Source organism: Acinetobacter sp. 1130196 (assembly GCF_000588095.1).
Classification (GTDB): Bacteria; Pseudomonadota; Gammaproteobacteria; order Pseudomonadales; family Moraxellaceae; genus Acinetobacter; species Acinetobacter nosocomialis.
Map to the genome: position 1 here is coordinate 150,229 of NZ_JFWX01000001.1, position 21,369 is coordinate 171,597.

A 21,369-nucleotide genomic window follows, 5' to 3' on the forward strand; every position below is an offset into this window, starting at 1 on the left:
ACTCAGGAAAGGATATTATGCCAATTTCATACTAAATTCCGACTCAAATTTATAATGATGCAAGTTCGCTGGCATCATTATCTAGATCATGACTTAGGCGTTGTTTCAACATACTAAATCGATTCAAAACACTTAGCATCAGTGATAACTGCTGTAAAATAATGAGTGATTTCTGGTCATCTTCATCATTTTGGCTTAAACGCTGACGTATCGTCTTAAGCATATTTTGTGCTGTCAAATCAGGCATTTCATCTCTTAACAGCGCACCTTGTATATCGTCTAATGCTTGATCTAAAACGTTAAGAACCGCTTGATCCTGAATCTTTTCTCTATGTGCTCCAAGTGCCGCGATATAACTTAAAAATGTATGATTAAGGCATAAAAATTCAAATATATCTGACTTGCGAGTAGGATCAAAGTCAGGCTCTGTCGCTAAAGTTGAAATAAGCGAGGCGACTTCAGCATCGGTATTATGAGCAGCGCGGCGAACAATACGATAATTGAGCGCATGGTTATGATCTTCATGGTATTGCTTTACCACTTCCGCTAAATAATTACATTGTGCTTGTAAAGAGCGTCGAATGCTGCGCGGTAGGCGACGGAATTTCCAGTCAGGCCAAATAAAGGTGACACCAAACCACGCTAAAGCACATCCAATTAGGGTATCTACAAATCTAGGAATAGCCGCAGCGACTGCCGAGCCATCTAAGTTAAAGTTAATTAATGCCAAAATTGTGATGAAAGCGGTTGCTTGAGCATATTGCTTACTGCGTAACTCGAAAAATAGTACGCCGCTTAAGACCAGCATGACTAATTGTCCTTCTACGGAAGGTACAAGGAATACCACGCTTAGCCCGACAATAATTCCGACTAATGTCCCAACTATACGTAAACGTAAGCGACGTTTGGTCGCGTTAAAGTTAGGTTGGCTGACAAATAATGCTGTCAACATAATCCAGTAGCCATATTCGATTCGGGTGGTTTGAATAAATACATATCCAATAAAAAGAACAATCGAAACTCGAATGGCATGACGAAACAGTACAGATTCAGGGGTTAGATTTTGTTTTATTCGTACAACAATATCATTCCAACCTTTTAAATCATCATCTTTGAGTTGGTTTTCAGCCTGCTTTACTTTGTCCGACTGAATATGCTGTTCCGTTTCTAAGTTGAGTAATTGTGAGTCAATAGACTTTAAGTTTCGGTATAAGGCAAAAAGAGCATTTACCCACAATAAATCATACTGCTGATCTTTTCTTAATTTTTCTAAAGATAAGCGTAAGTTATCAAAACTCTGTTTAAAACGTTTGTTATGGATATATGGTTTGCGCTGTAAAATACATTCATTCAATTCTTGGCAGGCTTTACCCTGAACCGCCAAAATACGCTGAAATCTGAATAAAATATCACTGTGCTGAAAGATCTTTGCTAACTTTTGATAGTCGATATGAGCAGAGTCTGCACGTTCATGAATATCTTGTGCGACAAAATAATAATGTAGGCTACGGCGAGTATCTTTTTGTCCTCGGTCACCTTTTAAGCGGGTTAAAAGGGCTGTTTTAAGATCATTAAAAATAGTAATCAATTTGCCATTTTCTAATGAAAGATCAATCATGCTTTGCTGATAACTGGCAGGAGTCATATCAACATCAAATAAATTGGATTTGGCAAATAGGAAGTCACCTAACGAACCATAAGAGGCTGCAAGTTTGTCTTGAAGTTGGCGAACAGGAAATAATAAAAAGCTAATGGTTGCAATAAGTCCGTACCATGCTGCTCCTGCAACTAAAAGAGCTGGCTGTATATACCATTGGTCAAATAAATGAACCCCCAACATGGTATAAACCGAAACCACCAGACATCCATAAGAGATTGTCGCGTAACGGCGGCCTAGTGACCCGAGTAGAATCCAGCCAATACAGGAGGCAATCAACCCTAGTGCAAAAAGCATTGGATAAGGGAAAAGTAATTGCACGGAAGCGGCTGTAATGAAGAAACCAATATAAGTGTAAATCAAATTCATGATTCGTACTGAAAAGCGATCATCAATATCACTTAAACCAGCTGCGACCACACCTAAAGTGAGGGGAATTGTTGCTAATTGATGTCCTAGAAAATAAGGCACGAACGCAGTTCCTGAAAAGGCAATCAGCATCCGCACGTTATACATAAATGATGTGTTATAAGTCGCTCTTTTTAGGCGTTTAAACCAAGATTTCAAATGAAGTCCTTGCTGATCAACCTGAGTGATAAAGGATTTGCGTATTTCTACACCAATGTTGCACAAATCATACGATAGACAGTGTAAGCTTGTCTGTATGCAAATGATTGAAAAATGAAATATCGTTATGTCTGAACAAACAGCCCAGCGTCAATATTCTATTGGCTGGATTATGTTGCTCGCTTTACTCACGGCTTTAGGGCCATTATCCATTGATATGTACTTACCTGCGTTGCCTCAAATGGCCCATGATTTTGGGGTGAGTACGCAAATGGTAGCAAACACATTGCCAGCTTATTTTTTTGGTTTAGCTATTGGACAACTGGTATATGGACCTTTAAGCGACCGTATCGGTCGAAAAAAGCCTCTTTATTTTGGGCTTGCGCTTTATGCAGTCGCAAGCTTGTTTTGCGTGCTAGCTACAAATGAATGGAGTCTAATAGCTGCCCGTATTTTACAAGCCTTAGGTGGTTGTGTAGGTGTGGTTATGGCTCGTGCTGCTATACGCGATCGGTTAGATGTGCAAGGTTCGGCACAAGCTTTTTCTAGCATGATGATCGTAATGGGTTTAGCGCCTATTTTGGCACCTATGATTGGGGCTTGGATATTAATCTGGTTTCCGTGGCAAGCGATTTTTATTGCGCTTTCAATTGTGGGCGCAATCTGTTGGCTATGTGTACATTTCTTTTTTAAAGAAACTTTGGCAACTGATAAGAGGCTCAAATTATCTCTATATCAAGTGGCTACCTTATATGGTGCTATTTTCAAAGATGCGAGCTTCCGTTTACCTATGTTTGCAGGATGTTTAACAGGTGCAGCGCTATTTTGTTATATCAGCTCAGCTCCCGCCGTTTTTATGGATCAATATGGGCTAAATCAACAAGAGTTTGCTTATGTATTTGGACTGAATGCTTTTGGCATTATGTTAATGTCATCTTTAAATAAGCACTTAACTACACGTGTTGAAATTACTAAGCGTTTAAAAGCAGGTTCAATGGTACAGGTGACAGGTGCAAGTATTGTGTTGATTGCTGGTTTAATTTCTGCAGCACCTTTATGGCTAGTAATGTTAGGACTGTTTTTAGCGATTTCAGGAATTGGTTTAACTGGACCAAATGCCATGGCTCTAGCCATGTCAAAGCAAGGTGCTCGTGCAGGAACCGCTAGTGCAATTATGGGCAGTATGCAATTTGCTTGCGGTTTATTGGGTGGCGTACTTCTTAACTTCCTTATTTGGTCTGCATCACTCAATATGGGAGTGATGATGGTGTTATTTACATTAAGTGGTTTTATTGTTGTTTTAAAAGCGACGCGACAAGCAAAAAGCCAAGCACTCTCTTGATTTTAAGAGAGTGGTTTGCTTGAGTCTTTAATCAAGAAAAACTGCAAAATTCTCTACAGGCTCTCTAGGCGTAATAAAAGTATTCACAATGTGTGCAGGGTCGGCATGACCTAGCGCAATCGCACAAACTAACTCTTCGTCATCTGCTGCGCCTAAAATATCTAACACTAACGGATGGAAATGGTTCCAAGCGGCTTGAGGGCAGGTGTCTAATCCCCGAGCCTTGGCCGCGACCATGACATTTTGAATCATCATGGCGATATCCATTTTGGAACCAATTCCCATTGCTTTATTGACTGTAAAGAAAATTCCGACTGGTGCATCAAACAGTTTGAAGTTACGTAACTGCTGTGCAGCCATTTTTTCTTTTTCGCCCTTTTTAATCTCTAAGAGACCATAAAGTCCCCAGCCATTTTCTCGGCGACGGTCAATAAAAGGTGAAATCCATTTTTCAGGATAATAGGCAAAAGTTTCTTTATATTGTTCTGCAAGTTCTGGATTTTTAGAAATCTCAATCTGTGCTGTACAAACACGCTCTACCATTTCATCACGTTTTTGTCCTGTCACGACATAGACTTTCCACGGTTGAGTATTAGTTCCTGAAGGTGCTCGGCTCGCGACTTTTAAGATATCCTTAATGATTTCGGGCTCAATGGGTGTGTTTAAAAAAGCACGGACAGAGTGTCGAGAGGTAATGGCCTCGTCAACAAGGCGGATTTGTTCCAGATTCATGAGGACTCCTGATCTTATTCTTAATGTTTAATGTTTATAAAAGTCTAATTTTGTGCGCCAAAATTGATGCATTTATAAACAAAAAATATTAGAAAAGTGATTTCCTTATATGTATGATGACTCGATTCGTTTAGACAAATGTCTAATCAATGATAGTTTGAAAGTGTCATTTTAGATTTAAATAGACAAAATATTGTGACTTGTTTGGTCATTAAATTAAAATGAAAATAAATTATGAGTAAAAAATATTCAATTAGAAAAAAGGTAGAATATGTTTAAAAACAGTACAAAACAGATGATTTTGTATGAAAAATAACCTTAAAGAGCATAATCTTTTAATGAAAAACATACACAAAATTTTAAATTTCTGCATAATACCGACTTTTTTACGCAGGTATGATTTCTCCATACTCACGTTAGGAAAAAGTAGTGGCTGCATAACAAGATACTTTTACAAAAAGGATTTTGTGCAGGAATGGAGAAATACACGAGGTATAAGGAGCTTTACATGAGTTTACCGCTCATCAACAAGCAGTTCATGAAACAAGGATTGGCGATTACCATTGCGACCATGAAAATGAACTTAACTCACGCAACGACTAAGCCACAAAAAATACAACAGCTTGGTACACATCTCAACGCACTCTTCTTGAATAATAAAGAAAGGGGCGCAGATAGTCGCGTCATAGCGATGGCTTGTTACAGTCTTTGAAATTTAAATCCAGTTTAGACATTCGCCCAAAAGTATATGTAAATATGCTTATTGGCTTAAATCCAGTTTTTATAACTCGATTAATTGATGGGAATCATTAAGCGAGCTGATTTAGCGGTGGTCATTTGTTAGTTTCCAAGTTTGTAGCCGAGTCGATGCATACTGTTCACCCAAATGGGAATATGTTCAGTAATGCGATGAATTCATTTTATTTGAAGGATGCTTTCTCTCATGCGACCTTCAAAGGCTTAGTGCTGGGCATCATGTTGCTTAAACTTGTGACGATAATTGCTATTCAATTGACATTAAAAGTTTTTTCTTAAATGTACTGAAAAAGTCCCTATTGCTAGGGGCTTTTTTGTTTATTGCAGATTTTGGCTTGTGCTAATAGCACTTTAGCAAGAACGTAAGCGGACCGAGTATGAATGAACAACTCAATGCCACACTGATGTCGTGGGTAAAATTTTTTAATGACCCTTTATGGGATTTTCTGGTTATTTTCTTGCTGGCTGTCGGTATTTTTTATACGGTCTTAACAGGAGCAGTGCAAATTCGCATGTTCTTGCAAAGTATTCGTGTTATGAAAAGCAGTCGTACTGAAGGCGAAGACGAGCATGGTCTTACTCCTTTTCAGGCGTTCGTAACAGGCCTTGCGAGCCGTGTTGGGGTAGGTAACATTGCTGGTGTAGCAATTGCTATCGCAATTGGTGGTCCTGGTGCAGTGTTCTGGATGTGGGTAACCGCTGTTCTTGGTATGAGCTCGGCTTTCATTGAGTCTACACTTGCTCAGCTATTTAAAGTGAGAGACAACAAGAGCAAACAGTTCCGTGGTGGACCGGCTTACTATATTACTCAAGGTTTACGTAGTAAAACCTTTGGTGTAGTTTTCGCACTGGCATTAATCTTTACCTATGGTTTCGTATTTAACTCAGTTCAAATTAATGCGATTGCAAATGCATCTTCACATGCATGGGGTTGGGATAAAGCCAATCTTATTGCTCATTTAGGTGGTGTTGATTTAGAAATTTCATGGGTTGGTCTTGCTCTTGTTGTGATGGTTGCATTGGCAATTTTTGGTGGTATTAAACGTATCGCTAAATTTGCAGAAATGTTTGTACCTTTAAAAGCGGGTCTTTACCTATCTGTTGCGTTGTATATTGCATTAAGCAACTATGCAATTTTACCTGACGTGTTAAAACTCATTGTAACTGAAGCTTTCCATTTCAATGCTGCGGCAGGTGGTTTCTTCGGTGCTGCCATATCAATGGCAATGATGCAGGGTATTAAGCGTGGTTTGTTCTCAAACGAAGCTGGTATGGGTTCTGCTCCGAATGCTGCCGCTGCTTCTGATGTAAAACATCCTGTAAACCAAGGCTTAGTGCAAATGCTTGGTGTATTCGTAGATACCTTCATTGTATGTACAAGTACAGCAATCATCATTTTGGTTTCTGGTGTTTATCATGATGCAGGCTTTGTTGGTGTTGAATTAACTCAACGCGCATTAGAGACTCAAGTTGGACACTGGGGTTCTGACTTCCTAGCAGTTCTATTATTCTTGTTCTGTTATTCTGCTGTATTAGGGAACTATGCTTATGCGGAAAGTAATGTGCAGTTCATTAATAACAACCCGAAAATTATGTTCATCTTCCGTATTTTTGTATTGGTGATGGTCTATTTCGGTGCAATTGGTAGTGTTCCATTAGTTTGGTCAATGGCTGACTTGTTTATGGGTATCATGGCTACTATTAACTTAGTCGCAATTTTACTGTTAACACCTGTAGCTCGTACTTTATTGAAAGACTACCGTGAGCAATTAAAACAAGGTATTAAAGAACCAGAATTTAAAATTAATAAATATCCAGAGTTGAAGAAAAAAGTCGATTCAGATATTTGGTAATTTTCAAAAAAAGCCTCTTAGAAATAAGGGGCTTTTTTTATGGAGCATAAAAACACTTGAGTATAAAATTTAAACATGACAAATTAAATAAATTCACTACAGCTTTTCACAAAATGAGCAACTAAAATTGCAATTCGGAAATTAATGTCATAGTGCAAAGATGAGCCATGAAACAGCTTAAATTGTGGGTTCTCGGACTTTCTATGGTGTTGGCTGGGTGCCAGACCACCTCACACTTATCTGCCTTAAAACCACAAACGGCAGAGGCATATTCACGTTTTGTCGACCAACCTTTTGCACAGCTTAAGAAGCAGCATAAAAAACCAGTTGTCGCATTGGTGTTAGGTAGTGGAGGTGCTCGAGGTTATGCACATATTGGTGTTATTGAAGTTTTAGAGCAACATGGTATTCGTCCTGATTTTATTGTAGGAACTAGTGCAGGTAGTATTGTTGGGGCAATTTACGCAAGTGGAAAAACACCTGATGAACTGCGCGATACCGCTTTGAAAATGAAAGCGGCCGATGTTCGTGACATTAGTATCGGTTTAAAAGGTTTTTTTGATGGCAAAAAAGTTGAAGACTATGTAAACCAACAAGTAAATAACTTACCGCTCGAAAAAATGAAAATACCGATGTATGTGGTTGCAACAGAGCTCAAGCATGGCACAAAAACCGTATTTAACTATGGCAATACTGGGCAAGCTGTTAGAGCATCTGCTTCAATTCCAAGTATGTTTATACCCACTAAAATTGGTAAATCTGAATATGTAGATGGCGGTTTAGTCAGTCCGGTACCTGTTGAAGTAGCCCGTGACTTAGGTGCTGATGTGATTATTGCTGTCGATATTTTGGCCCAACCGATTTATACGGAAACTTCGAATGTATGGGGGCTCTTTAACCAGAATATTAATATTATGCAAGGGCGTTTAGCTGCTGAAGAACTTCAATATGCAGATGTCGTGATTCAACCAGATTTAAGAGAAAAAGCACATATTTTTGATGTGAAAGGCCGTGAAGCTACCATGAAAGCAGGTATAGATGCGGCAAATGCAAAACTGTCTGATATTCAGTTTGCAATTGATGAAAAAATAGCTGAACAGAATCTTTCCACTGACGGTTTAAGTGCCCAGTCCAAATAAATCAAAAGCAAGTATATGAAAATTAAATAAAAGCCCTTCTCGGGCTTTTTTGTTGAAAAATAAAAGATTTGTATGTGCTGATAAAAATTTTTGTATAGTGGAGCTATGCTGAAAACTCCTCATGACACATATGAGAAATTCATGCTATTTTTCAAAAAAATAATTGATTTGTAACATATTGAGGCCGACTAATTAGATGATTCAGCAACAGGTAAAACAAGAGTTTCCAACATTAGAAGATATACATGCCGCTGCAGAGCGTTTAGATGGTTTAGTGGTTAAAACACCCTTTGTTTTTTCAGAAACCATTTCTAAAACCCTAGGGGCAGAAATGTGGCTGAAATTTGAAAATCTACAATTTACGGCTTCTTTTAAAGAACGGGGCGCATTAAATAAGCTTTTAAGTTTATCTGAACAAGAAAAGCAACATGGTGTAATCGCTGCTTCAGCAGGTAACCATGCACAAGGGGTTGCTTATCATGCTCAGCGTACAGGTGTGACAGCAACTATTGTCATGCCTAAATCGACGCCTAATGTGAAGGTACAACGAGTACGTGAATACGGCGCACGCGTTATTTTGCATGGACAAGACTTTTCTGAAGCTGCTACTGAAATGCACCGTGTCGCTCAAGAAGAATCATTAACGATTATTCATCCTTTTGATGATGCAGAAATTATTGCAGGTCAGGGAACTATTGCGCTCGAAATGCTTGCAGCTGTTCCTGAACTAGACATTTTAGTTGTGCCAATTGGCGGTGGTGGTCTCATTTCTGGTATTGCGATAGCAGCAAAATCGATAAACCCTAAAATTAAGGTCATCGGGGTTCAGTCGGTGGTTTACCCAAGCATGGCGAAATTGCTTTGTAACTATCAAATCGCAGTTTCCTTAGGTTCAACCGTAGCTGAGGGTATTGCGGTTAAAACTCCAGGTGAGCTGACGACTCAAGTCGCTAAAGAATACGTTGATGACATTGTTGTTGTCACTGAAGACATGATTGAAGAAGCAATTGCGCTGTTACTTAACATTGAGAAAACAGTATGTGAAGGAGCAGGGGCGACAGGTATCGCTGCAATTATGTCTCGACCAGATCTATTTTTAGGTCATAAAGTCGGGGTTGTTTTATCTGGGGGTAATATTGATACACGAGTGATGGTTTCCGTATTACAGCGTCATTTAACGCGTACAGGACGTATGGTTCGTATTCGTGTCGAATTACCAGATAATCCGGGTGCTTTAGCGCGTTTAACAGCAATTATTGCTGAGCAAGGCGGTAACATTTACGAACTGCGCCATGAACGCTTTGCTGCCACAAGTCGTGCCAAAGAAAGTGCGGTCAGTGTTGATGTCGAGTTAAAAAGTGCTCCAGATCTGGAGCCTTTAATTCAGGCCATGCAGCTTGAAGGTTATATTGTTCGTAAAGAAGAGATTTAAACACAGATATCGCTATGATATAAAAGCCGTATATGGCTCTTAAGGGAGTCATATACGAAGCAATTTAAATGGATTAAATTGCAAAAAGGATGAATTTACAAAAAAACGATCAAATCCTTCAATGAAATGGGAAAAACTGACAATTCTCTAAACTTTGCCCTTCACAATTTTAAGGTTTAGGTTTTAGTATTCTCTTCATTGCAAATTTGAAGAAATATAGGGATAACAACACTCAATGTTCAAATCATTTTTTCCGTCTCCACGGTATTTTTTTATATCTGTAGTTATTTGGCTCGCGCTAAATATGGTGCTCTGGTATACAGGGGGAGAACACTGGGGGCAGTATGTAGGCTTTCCTCATGGTTATGCAGATGCTGAGTCGCCTATAGGGGTAAGTCGCTTCTGGTCACCTGCTTTTTTGTGGTTCTATCTTTGGTTTTTAGTCTCCACAACACTTTTTGCTGGTTTTTGGAAAATTATTTCCAATAATCCATGGCAGCGATGGTCTATCTGGGGTTCAGCATTTATTTTATTTAATATCTGGTTCAGTGTTCAAGTTGATGTAGTTATAAATGCTTGGTATCAACCATTTTATAATTTGATTCAAAAAATGGTATCAAGTGGTGGTGGAGAGGTTGCTCAGTTATATACTGAAATGCTGACGTTCATATATATTGCAATGGTTTATGTAACAATAGGGGTCATAAATTTATTTTTTGTAAGCCATTATATTTTTAGATGGCGAACGGCAATGAATGAATTTTATACTCAATACTGGGCTAAATTGCGACTTATTGAAGGGGCTTCTCAGCGTGTACAAGAAGATACAATGCGTTTTGCTAAAACTTCAGAAAGTTTAGGTGTTAGTTTTATCGAAGCAATTATGACTTTAATTGCCTTCTTACCAATTCTTTTGCAATTATCGTCGCATATAAAAGTTTTACCTGTTGTAGGAGAAATTCCTCATGCTTTAATGATTGCTGCAATTGGTTGGGCTGTTTTAGGAACAGTCATACTCATGTTAGTTGGATATAAACTACCAGGATTAGAGTTTAATAATCAAAAAGTCGAAGCGGCATATCGTAAAGAGTTAGTATATGGGGAAGATTATTCAGATAGGGCTGATCCGATAACACTAAAGGAATTATTCAGTAAGGTTAGGCTAAACTACTTTAGATTGTATTTTCATTATGCTTATTTTAATTTAGTTCGTATATGGTACCTTCAATTAGATAATCTTTATGGCATTTTTATATTAGCACCTTCAATTGCTGCAGGTGTTGTTACTTTAGGTGTTATGATGCAAATTCTTAATGTTTTCCAACAGGTTCGTAAGTCGTTTCAATATCTTATTACGTCTTGGCCAACAATTATTGAATTACTTTCGATTTACAAGCGTTTAAAAGCTTTTGAATCAACATTGCATAAATAAATGAAAACCCGCAAAAGCGGGTTTTTTCATAAGTATTGGATTAGTGAGTTGCATTATAAAAATTAAGGATAGGGCCAACCAAAGACTACTGAGATTTATCTAAGGTGACTTGAATCTCTTTATAGTTAAAAGTGTCTTCTTCATCATATTTAGCAATACCATGCGTTTTATTGTTCACTTGTGGAATTTGATAACTAAAAAAAGCCACTTTCTTAGAAGGATGAACAATATTGATGAGTTTTTTAGGGTCTTTGTAACCACCGAATTCATTTTCAAGACTTTCTTTTAATAATTCAGGAAAATAAAGCGTTGCATTTGGTAATCCACACCCAACGCAAAAAGAAGAATCATAAAGCTCTATCGCTTGTTTTTGATCTGGACTCATTACTAAAGCAAAACCAGTTCCATTCGCACCTGCATTTGCTTGTACATCTTGCCAGTTACGTGGAACCAGCACCAATCCTGTTTCAGGTAATGCAAGAAGCTTGAGTTGTTTTGCATGTTGAGCATCGAGTTTAAAATTAAAATGGCAGCTTTTAGGCGTACAGGTTTCAAAACTTTTAAGTAAACCATCTTCTATAGGGTTTTGTGCCGTTACTCCATAAAAAGGGACTGTAACGCCGTTTAAAAAATTTGCTTCTCCAAGCTTATAGAACTGATTATCTGCTTTGCGTGTTGCAGCAGAGCTATAAAACTTTGGAAAATGAGGAGTAAAGCTTTTTACTTCTGCATAAGCAGTTGAAGTGAGACTTACCAATACTGTGCATAATAAAAAATTTAATTTTTTCATTTTTAGAAAGTAATCAATTTAAAATCTTATATAAATCTAACATATTCTTTTAAACTATAAGGTAATTCAAAATTGAATACTGTTTTTAACTTCATAATAAAAACAGACTTATAGAGATATGGAAAATGAAAAATATACTTTCAATTTGCTGCTTAGCGGCAATAAGTTCTTATAGTTTTGCTCAAGACATTAAAGGCATTTCATTTTCTCATCAAGAGTGGGAAATCTATTGTAGTAATACGGGTACTTGTAAGGCTGCTGGCTATCAAAATGAAGACAATGGTGATAATCCAGCTTCAATTTTAATAACGCGTAAAGCAGGGCCAAAACAACCTGTGCAAGTTGAGTTTACTTTGTCTGACTATGAACAAAGCATGCCTGCAAATCAGCTTAAAAATATCCATTTTTATATCAATGGCAAAGACTTAGGGCTTGTGGCTGTGGATGGCACTGAGCTGCCAATTATGGGTAAACTAAGTAGCTTACAAACCAATGCCCTACTACAGCAATCTAAACAGAAAACTGAAATTACATTTAAAAATGCGCAGCATCGATGGAAAATTTCCGATGAAGGAATGACTGCTGTGTTATTAAAAATGGATGATTTTCAGAAGCGTATTGGAACCGTTGGTGCTTTAGTCAAAAAGGGCAGTGCCAATGAAAATCAAGTGCTGATGCCTGAGCCAAAACTAGTTGTAAAACGTATTAAGACGGCAACCAAACCTTACTTAACTTTACAGCCAAAAAATAAACAGTACCAAACAATATACCGTAGCCTGATGGCTGCTAAACCGAATCCGAAAGAAGACGGCTTTTGTGAAGGCGTTTATGGCGGTAATAGTGATGGAGCTGAACCACAAGAAATTGATCTATATAAATTAACCAATATGAAAGTTCTGGCGACTACATTGTGTTGGAGAGGGGCTTATAACGAAGGGTATGGGGCATGGGTGCTCGATGAGTCTTTAAATGGTAAAGCAACTTTTGTGACCGAGTCTGCTTCAGATTTCGATAGCGGTATGATCAGCAGTTCTCAAAAGGGACGAGGTATTGGAGACTGCTGGGCAAGTGAAGAATGGGTTTGGGATGGTAAGAACTTTATACATACTAAGGATACGTGGACAGGGATGTGTAAAGGCTTGGCAGCAGGTGGGGTGTGGGAGCTTGATCGAATAGAGTCTGTGGTGAAATAACTACTTTGCGGTTACAGAGTCATAACAGGTAACTTTGGTGACTCTGTGATAAAAAGAACAGATTGTTTATTGGAGCTAGACCTATGTCACGTCATCTTTACGCTATTGCTCGCCATAAGTTTTCACATCTGAGTCGTTCAATATGTGTGGCGGCGGCTGTACTAGGCACAACACAAATTGCAATGGCGGGTTCAACGGTCGATCAGCTCAGTGATTGTCTTGTTAAAGCGACAACAGCTTCAGATAAAACTACAGTGCTTCAGTGGACATTTACGGCTTTAGCGGCTCATCCAGATTTAAAAGCATTTAGTAATGTAACTCCTGAGCAAAAAGACCAGTTAGACCAAAAACTGGCTCAGGTTTTACAGCGTGTAATTGTGGAACAATGTTCTACTCAGACCAAAGCTGTAATTCAGGCAGAAGGCATAAAAGCTGTAGGGGAAAGTTTCCAGCAGTTAGGCCAAAGTGCTGGTGAAGATATTGTTAAAGCCCCAGCCGTTAAACAACAGTTGCAGGGCACATTACGCTATATTGACCTAAACAAATTGGTGACAACGTTTTTAACACCAGAGATTTGGAATAAGCTGGGAATTACAAGATAAAAATCTAGTTTTCTATTTTGATAATAAAGCCTGCTATTTAAGTGCAGGCTTTATTGTATACGGGATAAAGTGATTTATTTAGATCGTAATCTTAGCGCCTAAAACTTTCACAAATTGAGCTAACCAAGCTGGATGTGCAGGCCAAGCTGGCGCTGTCACCAAATGTCCATCTGTAACAGCATCAGTCACAGCAATATGTGCATATTGACCACCTGCGAGTTTTACTTCGACAGCACATGCTGGATAAGCAGAACAGAGGCGGCCTTTTAAAATGTCAGCCGCTGCGAGTAACTGAGCGCCATGGCATACGGCTGCAATTGGTTTTTTCACTCGATCGAACTCACGTACAATTTCGACAACACGATCATTCATACGTAAATATTCTGGTGCACGACCACCCGGAATGACTAGGCCTACATAGTCTTCGGTATTAACGTCATCAAAATCATAGTTAATTGCAAAGTTGTGGCCTCGTTTTTCGCTATAAGTTTGTTCACCTTCAAAATCATGAATAGCCGTCGCAATATGGTCGCCGTTCTTTTTATTCGGGCAAACAGCATGCACGGTATAACCTAAACCTGTTAAGAACTGAAATGGAACCATAGTTTCATAGTCTTCAGCATAGTCACCGACTAACATTAAAATCTTTTTAGACATGATTTATCCCTCTTTTTAAAATATAAGTGATTTCTATTTTTAATTTAAATTAGCATAACGGTAGTGTGATTTTTAGGAAAAAGCTCATTCTTTAGTCGAAGAGTGTTTCGTAAGTGATATAAAAAAAGCCTCGATTGATCGAGGCTTTTAAATTTATGGGGTCTGCTTTTTATAACTCACAAGCTTTACCTTCATATTCATGACGGTTTGCAACGTATTCTTGACCATTCCATCGATAAATAGCAGAACAGAAGCCTGGTCCCCCATTTTCAATATCAGGCCAGCCATCTTTGCCTTTAGTTTTCAAAAAGGTGGGAAGGCCAGAGTTGCTAAAGAGTTTTTTCCATTGACCGTCTTTTTGCTGTGAAACAATATAGTAGCCAACCCCTGTATTGCCATAACACATACTGCTACTATCTTGAATAACTGCATCTTTATGACCATCACCATTTAAATCTTTATAAATAATAATTTCACCAGTATCACAGTTACCTTTCCAGCCATGTTTTGCTTTTTTGAAATTTGCAGCTTTAAAAATAGATGCTACTTCACTCTTTGGGACTTGAATCGTTTGAGCAAAAAGTGTCGAGTTTATTAACAATAAAGAGGTCGTAATAAGTAATTTATTTATCATGGATAACCTATCAGCATGGTTTTAGTTTAAAAATTATTTTGGATTGATTGCATTTTTGAAATAGATAAAACCCGCTCTAAAGCGGGTTTTCTTTTCTAGAACTGATCAGATTAACCAATCAATTTTTTCATTAATTCATTTACTTGAGCAGGGTTGGCTTTACCCTTAGAAGCTTTCATGACTTGACCAACAAGACCGTTAAAGGCTTTTTCTTTACCAGACTTGTACTCTTCAACCATTTTTTCATTGGCTGCAAGTACTTCTTTAATGATTGCTTCAATTGCACCAGTGTCGGTTTCTTGCTTTAAGCCTTTTTCCGCAATAATGTCATCGGCAGATTTACCTTCCGATTCCCACATAAAGCCAAAGACTTGTTTAGCAATTTTACCGCTAATGGTGTTGTCAACAATACGCGCAATCATGCCGCCAAGCTGTTCAGCAGAAACAGGTGAGTCTGTTAACTCTAAGCCCGCTTTGTTTAAAGCACCAGAGAATTCACCCATTACCCAGTTTGCAGCAATTTTACCTTGCTTTGCACCACCAGCCGCAGCAACAACAGCTTCATAGAAGTCCGCCATTTCGCGTGAGAGCGTAAGTACGTGTGCATCGTATTCAGTTACACCAAAGTCTGCAATAAAGCGTGCACGGCGTGCTGCTGGCAACTCAGGCATAGTTGCTTTGATGGCCTCAATTTGCTCATCTGGAATAATTACTGGTAACAAGTCTGGATCAGGGAAGTAGCGGTAGTCATTCGCTTCTTCTTTAGAACGCATAGAACGCGTTTCCATTTTATTTGGATCGAACAAACGAGTTTCTTGATCAATTTCGCCGCCCCATTCCAAAATTTCCATTTGGCGTTCAATTTCCACATTGATCGCTTGCTCAATGAAACGGAATGAGTTGAGGTTTTTAAGCTCACAGCGTGTGCCAAACGGTTGTCCCGGACGACGTAAAGACACGTTACAGTCCGCACGGAATGAGCCTTCAGCCATGTTACCGTCAGAAATACCTAACCAACGTACTAATGTGTGAATGGCTTTGATATAAGCAACCGCTTCTTCAACTGAACGCATGTCTGGCTCAGAAACGATTTCAAGCAAAGGTGTTCCGGCACGGTTTAAGTCAATGCCAGACATACCTTCAAATTGGTCGTGTACAGATTTACCCGCATCTTCTTCAAGGTGAGCACGAGTTACGCCAATACGTTTAGTCGTACCATCTTCAAGTTGAATGTCGATGTGACCCAAGCCCACAATCGGGTTATCCATTTGGCTAATTTGATAGCCTTTTGGTGAGTCAGGGTAGAAGTAGTTCTTACGTGCAAACACAGATGCTTGGTCGATGTAAGCATCAATACCTAAACCAAAACGAATTGCAAGATCAACCACTTTTTCATTCAAAACTGGAAGTACACCCGGCATTGCTAAGTCTACCAGGCTCGCTTGTGTATTTGGGTCTTGACCAAATTCAGTCGATGAACCAGAGAAAATTTTAGAATTGGTTGCAAGCTGAGTGTGAATCTCAATACCAATAACGACTTCCCAACCGTCAATCAATTTCAACTTTTGAGCTTCAGCCATTATGCATTCTCCTCAGCAATTGCCGCACGTTGAGTATGGAAATCGGTATTTTGTTGATATTGATGAATAATTGACAACAGTTGTGATTCTGACCAGTAGTTACCAATTAATTGTAAACCTACAGGTAAGCTGTCTTTATCAAAACCAACAGGAGCATTAATGGCTGGTAAGCCTGCTAAGTTCACTGCAAGTGTATAGATATCGCCTAAATACATTTCAGTTGGACTTAAGTTCGCACCGATTTTATATGCAGTTGTTGGCGCAGAAGGAGCTGCAATCACATCTACATTTTCAAAGGCTTTTAAAAAGTCTTGTTGAATTAAACGACGTACTTTCTGTGCTTTCACATAATAAGCATCGTAATAACCTGCAGAAAGCGCGTATGTACCAATAAGGATACGACGTTGAACTTCTGGACCAAAGCCTTCTGAACGAGAACGTTTATAAAGATCCATCAAGTCTGCTGGATTTTCACAGCGGTAACCGTAGCGAACACCATCATAACGTGACAAGTTAGAAGATGCTTCCGCTGGCGCGATGAGGTAATACGTTGGTACATAAGCTTCGGTCATGTTGAGGTCAATCTCAACAAGCGTTGCACCCATTTCTTCAAGCTTTTTCAAAGACTCTTCAACACGTGCTTTTACGTCGGCATCTAAACCTGCAACGTTAAAGTACTGTTTAGGAATACCAATACGTAAACCTTTTACAGATGTGCCATTTAAGTTTGCAACGTAGTCATCAACTTCTTTTTTAACCGAAGTTGAGTCTTTTGCATCATGACCTGCAATTACATTCATGAGGTAAGCACAGTCTTCAGCAGAGCGTGCCATTGGACCCGCTTGGTCTAAAGATGATGCATAAGCAATGATCCCGAAACGAGATACACGACCATAAGTTGGTTTTAAGCCTGTTAATCCGCAGAAAGACGCAGGTTGGCGAATTGAACCACCTGTATCGGTACCTGTAGCAAATGGTGCTAAATCAGCTGCTACAGCTGCAGCCGAGCCACCTGATGAACCACCAGGTACATGGTCAAGTGCCCAAGGGTTGCTTGTTGCGCCTACATATGAGCTTTCAGAAGTTGAACCCATCGCAAACTCATCCATGTTCACTTTACCTAAAGTGACAAGACCAGCTGCTTTAGTTTTTTCAACAACTGTTGCATCGTAAGGAGAAATAAAATTATCTAATATTTTTGAACCAGCAGTGGTTTTAATGCCTTTGGTACAAAAGATATCTTTGTGAGCAAGTGGAATACCCGTTAAAGCAGTTGCATTACCCGCTTTTAAAGCTGCATCGGCTGCGTCGGCTTCAGCAAGTGCTTGCTCAGGTGTAACCGTCACATAGCTTTTTACCAGTGGGTCAATTTTAGCAATACGTTTTAAATAGTGTTCAGTCAGTTCGCGAGACGAAAACTTCGCTTGGCTTAAGCCCTCAGCAAGTTCGCGAATTGATAAGCGATGTAAATCAGTCATGAGTAAAATTTCTTTACATTCAAAATAGGGAAGATGGGTTAATTGAGTAAAAGTTATTCAATCACGCGAGGAACAAGATACAAACCATCTTGAGTTGCAGGCGCAACTGCTTGGTATTCATCTCGATGATTGCTTTCAGTTACCACATCAGCACGTAAAGGTTGAGGATTGTCAAAAGGACTCTTTAAAGGTTCTACGCCTTCCGTATCAATGCCTTTTAAGGTTTCCATCATGCCTAAAATTTTATTTAGACTTTGAGCATATTCAGCAGATTGCGTATCATTGAGCGACAATCGAGCAAGATTGGCGATTGCTGAAACTGTTTGTGCATTTAAATCTGCTGAATGCTGTGCATCCGATGTAGACATAACATCACCTAATCAGTATTAAAAATTTTCAAAATATCGTGCGTTATAATAAGCGATTGACTTGTTCAAATCATCACATTTAGTTTAAAGTTGCCACCTTGCATCCACATGAAAGTTTAACTGAGAACGAACCGTGATTCTAAAACGACTAATTGGCTTGTTTTCGCCGGATCTAGCCATTGATTTAGGTACAGCAAATACACTTATTTATGCACCAGGCCGCGGCATTATATTAAATGAACCAACAGTTGTGGCAATTCGTCACAGTGGTTCACAAAAAATTGTTGCTGCTGTAGGGCTAGATGCTAAGCAAATGTTAGGCCGTACACCTGCGAATATTTCTGCAATTCGTCCAATGAAAGACGGTGTAATTGCAGATTTTGAAGTGACTGAAACCATGTTGAATCAGTTCATTGGTAAAGTTCACGAAAAACGTTTGTTCCCACCTGCACCTCGTGTAGTTGTATGTGTACCATGTAAATCAACTTTGGTCGAGCGTCGCGCAATTCGTGAAGCCGTATTTAATGCTGGTGCACGTGATGTACGCTTAATTGAAGAGCCAATGGCTGCAGCAATTGGTGCTGGAATGCCAGTTGAACAAGCATGTGGTTCTATGGTTGTGGATGTTGGTGGTGGTACAACTGAAATTGCAATTATTTCATTGCAAGGTTGTGTCTATGCCGATTCTTTACGTATTGGTGGTGATGTTTTTGATGAGCAAATCATTAATTATGTTCGTAAAGCTCACGGTTGCGTAATTGGTGAAACCACAGCTGAAATTATTAAGAAAGAAGTAGGTATGGCTGTTTCTGATGGTACGACATTAGAAATTGAAGTACGTGGCCGTAACCTTGCAGAAGGTGTACCTCGTGCGATTACTGTAACTTCTGATGAAATTACTCAAGCGATTTCTGACCCATTACAAAGCATTGTAAGTGCGGTGAAATCTGCTCTTGAACAAACTCCTCCTGAACTTTCTTCTGATATTGCTGAGCGCGGTATTGTGTTGACAGGTGGTGGTGCGTTACTTCGTAACCTCGACAAATTGTTAGCGCAAGAAACTGGTTTACCAGTTGTTGTTGCTGAAGATCCTCTTACTTGCGTGACTCGTGGTGGTGGTAAGGTATTGGAATTCTTCGACAACCCGAACCATGACATGCTTTTCGTCGGTTAAGTTTAAGGATTAGGCGGTGCAACCGAATATTTTTTCAAGACAGCCGCCATCTTTCCGCTCGTTCATTATTGCGGTCATTACATGCTTGGTTGTGCTGTTCTTTGATTGGCGCATGCCTTATGTAATTCAGCCAGCAAGGGATGTCTTGTACGCTGCATATAATCCAATTTATGCGCTTGCAAGCTATCCGGTACTGTCGAGAGAATGGCTGAATCAACAAACTAAATCTGAAACACAACTGCGCCGTGAAAACACTGCAATGCAGGCTGAGTTGTTACAGGCTCAGGTTCGTTTGCAGAAACTATCTGAATTATCTGCTGAAAATACCCGATTACGCGGTTTACTTGATACGCCATTAATTATTGATGGCCGTATGGAAATTGCCGAAGTGATTGGAACAGATGCCGATCCGCTACGTCACATTATCATTATTAACCGCGGTTCAATGGATCACCTTAAGGTGGGTCAAACGGTTCTAGATGATAAAGGGATTATGGGGCAAATCATCAATGTATATCCTCATAGTTCACGTGTGATGCTACTTTCAGACAAAGAGCATTCACTCTCTGTTCGTTTAGAGCGTACAGGTATGCGTGCGATTGTTTCGGGAACTGGTGATTTAGGTCGTTTGAAAATGGAATATGTTCCGACTAGTGCAAATATTCAAGTCGGCGATAAAGTATTGAGTTCTGGCTTAGGTGAGCATTTCCCGGCAGGTTATGCAGTGGGTACGGTGGCTAAAATCCGTCGTCATAATTCAGGTGAGTTTGCTGAAATTGATATTACTCCAGCTGCTCAGCTTGCAACAGGACATCACGTGGTTGTGCTTTTCTCTGACTCATTAGCGAAGGAGCAACCTTATGCCGATCGCTAAACTGAAACGTGAGAAGCGTAAAGATCCACTATGGGGAATTATTCTCTCCGTTATCGTGGGTTCTGTGCTCATGGTTTACCCACTTTCCTACGATATTTCTGGCTGGCGTCCATTGTTCATGCTTATGATCATGTTGTTTTGGGTCGTTTGCCAACCAACATGGTGTGGGGTGTGGTTTGCATTTGGCATGGGAATTTTTACAGATCTTTTGCTTGATGCACCTTTGGGCTTAAATGCCTTAAGTTTTGTTATTGTTACCTTTGTTACCCGCTTTTTAATACGTGAACGTCGGATTTTAACTTTCGTTAATTTATGGACGATTGCCATTTTAGTGATTATTGCTCACTTGGCATTTATGTGGGTAACCCAAACGATGGGGGGCATTCATTTTTCGATTGCTCGTCATTGGCAACCATTAATAACAAGCATCTTAACTTGGCCTGTTGTTTATTATTGTTTAGCAAAATGGCGCATTTAGTTTTAGCTTCCAGTTCTCCGCGTCGTAGAGAATTGTTGCAACAGTTGGGCTTAAATTTTGAAATTTATAGCCCTGATATTGATGAATCTATTCATAATGGTGAGCTGGTTCATCAATATGTTGAACGTTTAGCAAGAGAAAAAGCGCAAGCTGTATTAAATATTTTTCCAGATGCCGTGGTTATTGCTGCCGATACAAGTCTTGGGCTTGATGATCAGATTATTGGTAAACCTGACTCAAAACAGCATGCCTTTGAAATCTGGAAACAATTATCTGGCCGTTGGCATGATGTGTTTTCCGGAATTTGTATTGCTACACAGCAGCAAATCTTGAGTCAAGTAGTGCAAACTCAAGTTGAGTTTGCATCAATGACTGCGCAAGATATGGAAGATTATTGGGCCACAGGTGAACCTGTAGGGAAGGCCGGTGCATATGCAATTCAAGGAATTGCTTCGCAATATATTCCCAAAATTCAAGGAAGTTATAGTAATGTGGTAGGGCTTCCTTTGTACGAATTTTCACAGTTATTCAAAAGAGTGAAGACATAAGGGGTTGTTGATAATTCTTGATTGAATTGCATTGTCGATGAATAGTGGACAAAGCGACATTAACAGTCCCTCTGACTCTTTAA

Annotated in this window: 21 protein-coding genes; 13 read left to right on the forward strand and 8 right to left on the reverse strand. The window is 39.3% G+C overall.

The features are described 5' to 3' along the window. Positions 1-49 precede the first annotated feature (49 nt). Entirely contained in the window at positions 50-2,224 is a 2,175-nt protein-coding gene (gene yccS, locus J671_RS06195) for a YccS family putative transporter (protein ID WP_031981676.1), read from the reverse strand. A 127-nt stretch (positions 2,225-2,351) separates the two neighbouring features. Between yccS and J671_RS06200 the strand changes: the two genes are divergently transcribed. Continuing rightward, positions 2,352-3,566: a multidrug effflux MFS transporter gene (locus J671_RS06200; protein ID WP_004885395.1), complete on the forward strand. Its 1,215-nt coding sequence runs from the start codon at positions 2,352-2,354 to the stop codon at positions 3,564-3,566. A gap of 27 nt (positions 3,567-3,593) precedes the next feature. Here J671_RS06200 and J671_RS06205 read toward each other — a convergent pair whose 3' ends face one another. Further along, on the reverse strand, positions 3,594-4,298 hold the full coding sequence (locus J671_RS06205) for a nitroreductase (RefSeq protein ID WP_001047584.1): 705 nt from the start codon (positions 4,296-4,298) through the stop codon (positions 3,594-3,596). Between the two features lie 508 nt (positions 4,299-4,806). Between J671_RS06205 and J671_RS06210 the strand changes: the two genes are divergently transcribed. From J671_RS06210 to sbmA, 6 genes are all read left to right on the forward strand, one after another. After that, a complete protein-coding gene (locus tag J671_RS06210; protein ID WP_002051146.1) occupies positions 4,807-5,010 on the forward strand; it encodes a hypothetical protein in 204 nt (67 codons plus the stop codon). A gap of 182 nt (positions 5,011-5,192) precedes the next feature. Then, positions 5,193-5,333 carry a hypothetical protein gene (locus J671_RS24875; RefSeq protein ID WP_079377098.1) on the forward strand — a complete coding sequence of 47 codons (141 nt, stop codon included), beginning with the start codon at positions 5,193-5,195 and terminating at the stop codon, positions 5,331-5,333. A 98-nt stretch (positions 5,334-5,431) separates the two neighbouring features. Further along, complete coding sequence (locus J671_RS06215) at positions 5,432-6,907, forward strand: alanine/glycine:cation symporter family protein (RefSeq protein ID WP_002051404.1); 1,476 nt, start codon at positions 5,432-5,434, stop codon at positions 6,905-6,907. Between the two features lie 167 nt (positions 6,908-7,074). Further along, positions 7,075-8,046 carry a patatin-like phospholipase family protein gene (locus J671_RS06220; RefSeq protein WP_031981678.1) on the forward strand — a complete coding sequence of 324 codons (972 nt, stop codon included), beginning with the start codon at positions 7,075-7,077 and terminating at the stop codon, positions 8,044-8,046. 196 nt (positions 8,047-8,242) lie between these two features. Beyond that, positions 8,243-9,478 carry a threonine ammonia-lyase gene (locus J671_RS06225; protein WP_031981679.1) on the forward strand — a complete coding sequence of 412 codons (1,236 nt, stop codon included), beginning with the start codon at positions 8,243-8,245 and terminating at the stop codon, positions 9,476-9,478. A gap of 235 nt (positions 9,479-9,713) precedes the next feature. Next, the gene (gene sbmA / locus J671_RS06230) at positions 9,714-10,910 is read left to right on the forward strand and encodes a peptide antibiotic transporter SbmA (RefSeq protein WP_031981680.1); all 1,197 of its coding nucleotides are present in this window, start codon (positions 9,714-9,716) and stop codon (positions 10,908-10,910) included. Positions 10,911-10,995: 85 nt separating this feature from the next. Here sbmA and J671_RS06235 read toward each other — a convergent pair whose 3' ends face one another. Next, on the reverse strand, positions 10,996-11,700 hold the full coding sequence (locus tag J671_RS06235) for a DUF4850 domain-containing protein (protein ID WP_050674831.1): 705 nt from the start codon (positions 11,698-11,700) through the stop codon (positions 10,996-10,998). Positions 11,701-11,825: 125 nt separating this feature from the next. Between J671_RS06235 and J671_RS06240 the strand changes: the two genes are divergently transcribed. Both J671_RS06240 and J671_RS06245 read left to right on the forward strand, forming a co-directional pair. Beyond that, positions 11,826-12,893, forward strand: coding sequence for a DUF1176 domain-containing protein (locus J671_RS06240; protein ID WP_031981681.1), 1,068 nt, complete (start codon positions 11,826-11,828; stop codon positions 12,891-12,893). Between the two features lie 83 nt (positions 12,894-12,976). After that, positions 12,977-13,495, forward strand: a complete 519-nt coding sequence (locus tag J671_RS06245; RefSeq protein WP_031981682.1) for a hypothetical protein — start codon at positions 12,977-12,979, stop codon at positions 13,493-13,495. Between the two features lie 78 nt (positions 13,496-13,573). On the opposite strand, the gene J671_RS06250 is transcribed toward J671_RS06245, so the two are convergent. From J671_RS06250 to gatC, 5 genes are all read right to left on the reverse strand, one after another. Further along, on the reverse strand, positions 13,574-14,152 hold the full coding sequence (locus tag J671_RS06250; protein WP_031981684.1) for a DJ-1/PfpI family protein: 579 nt from the start codon (positions 14,150-14,152) through the stop codon (positions 13,574-13,576). A gap of 169 nt (positions 14,153-14,321) precedes the next feature. Continuing rightward, positions 14,322-14,786 (reverse strand): hypothetical protein, encoded by a 465-nt coding sequence (locus J671_RS06255; RefSeq protein ID WP_031981686.1) that lies wholly within the window; start codon positions 14,784-14,786, stop codon positions 14,322-14,324. A gap of 110 nt (positions 14,787-14,896) precedes the next feature. Further along, positions 14,897-16,366 carry an Asp-tRNA(Asn)/Glu-tRNA(Gln) amidotransferase subunit GatB gene (gene gatB, locus J671_RS06260; RefSeq protein WP_031981687.1) on the reverse strand — a complete coding sequence of 490 codons (1,470 nt, stop codon included), beginning with the start codon at positions 16,364-16,366 and terminating at the stop codon, positions 14,897-14,899. After that, positions 16,366-17,844: an Asp-tRNA(Asn)/Glu-tRNA(Gln) amidotransferase subunit GatA gene (gene gatA, locus J671_RS06265; RefSeq protein WP_031981689.1), complete on the reverse strand. Its 1,479-nt coding sequence runs from the start codon at positions 17,842-17,844 to the stop codon at positions 16,366-16,368. Before gatA ends, gatB begins: the two co-directional genes overlap by 1 nt. Before the next feature lie 53 nt (positions 17,845-17,897). After that, positions 17,898-18,212, reverse strand: a complete 315-nt coding sequence (gene gatC / locus J671_RS06270; RefSeq protein ID WP_000107699.1) for an Asp-tRNA(Asn)/Glu-tRNA(Gln) amidotransferase subunit GatC — start codon at positions 18,210-18,212, stop codon at positions 17,898-17,900. A gap of 133 nt (positions 18,213-18,345) precedes the next feature. Between gatC and J671_RS06275 the strand changes: the two genes are divergently transcribed. Genes J671_RS06275 through J671_RS06290 form a run of 4 tightly spaced genes read left to right on the forward strand, consistent with a single transcriptional unit; the run spans position 18,346 to position 21,286 of the window. After that, positions 18,346-19,386 (forward strand): rod shape-determining protein, encoded by a 1,041-nt coding sequence (locus J671_RS06275; RefSeq protein WP_000601379.1) that lies wholly within the window; start codon positions 18,346-18,348, stop codon positions 19,384-19,386. 16 nt (positions 19,387-19,402) lie between these two features. Continuing rightward, positions 19,403-20,260: a rod shape-determining protein MreC gene (gene mreC / locus J671_RS06280; RefSeq protein WP_002051136.1), complete on the forward strand. Its 858-nt coding sequence runs from the start codon at positions 19,403-19,405 to the stop codon at positions 20,258-20,260. Beyond that, on the forward strand, positions 20,247-20,738 hold the full coding sequence (gene mreD, locus J671_RS06285) for a rod shape-determining protein MreD (protein WP_002051447.1): 492 nt from the start codon (positions 20,247-20,249) through the stop codon (positions 20,736-20,738). Before mreC ends, mreD begins: the two co-directional genes overlap by 14 nt. Continuing rightward, a complete protein-coding gene (locus J671_RS06290; RefSeq protein WP_031981691.1) occupies positions 20,726-21,286 on the forward strand; it encodes a Maf-like protein in 561 nt (186 codons plus the stop codon). Before mreD ends, J671_RS06290 begins: the two co-directional genes overlap by 13 nt. Positions 21,287-21,369 lie beyond the last annotated feature (83 nt).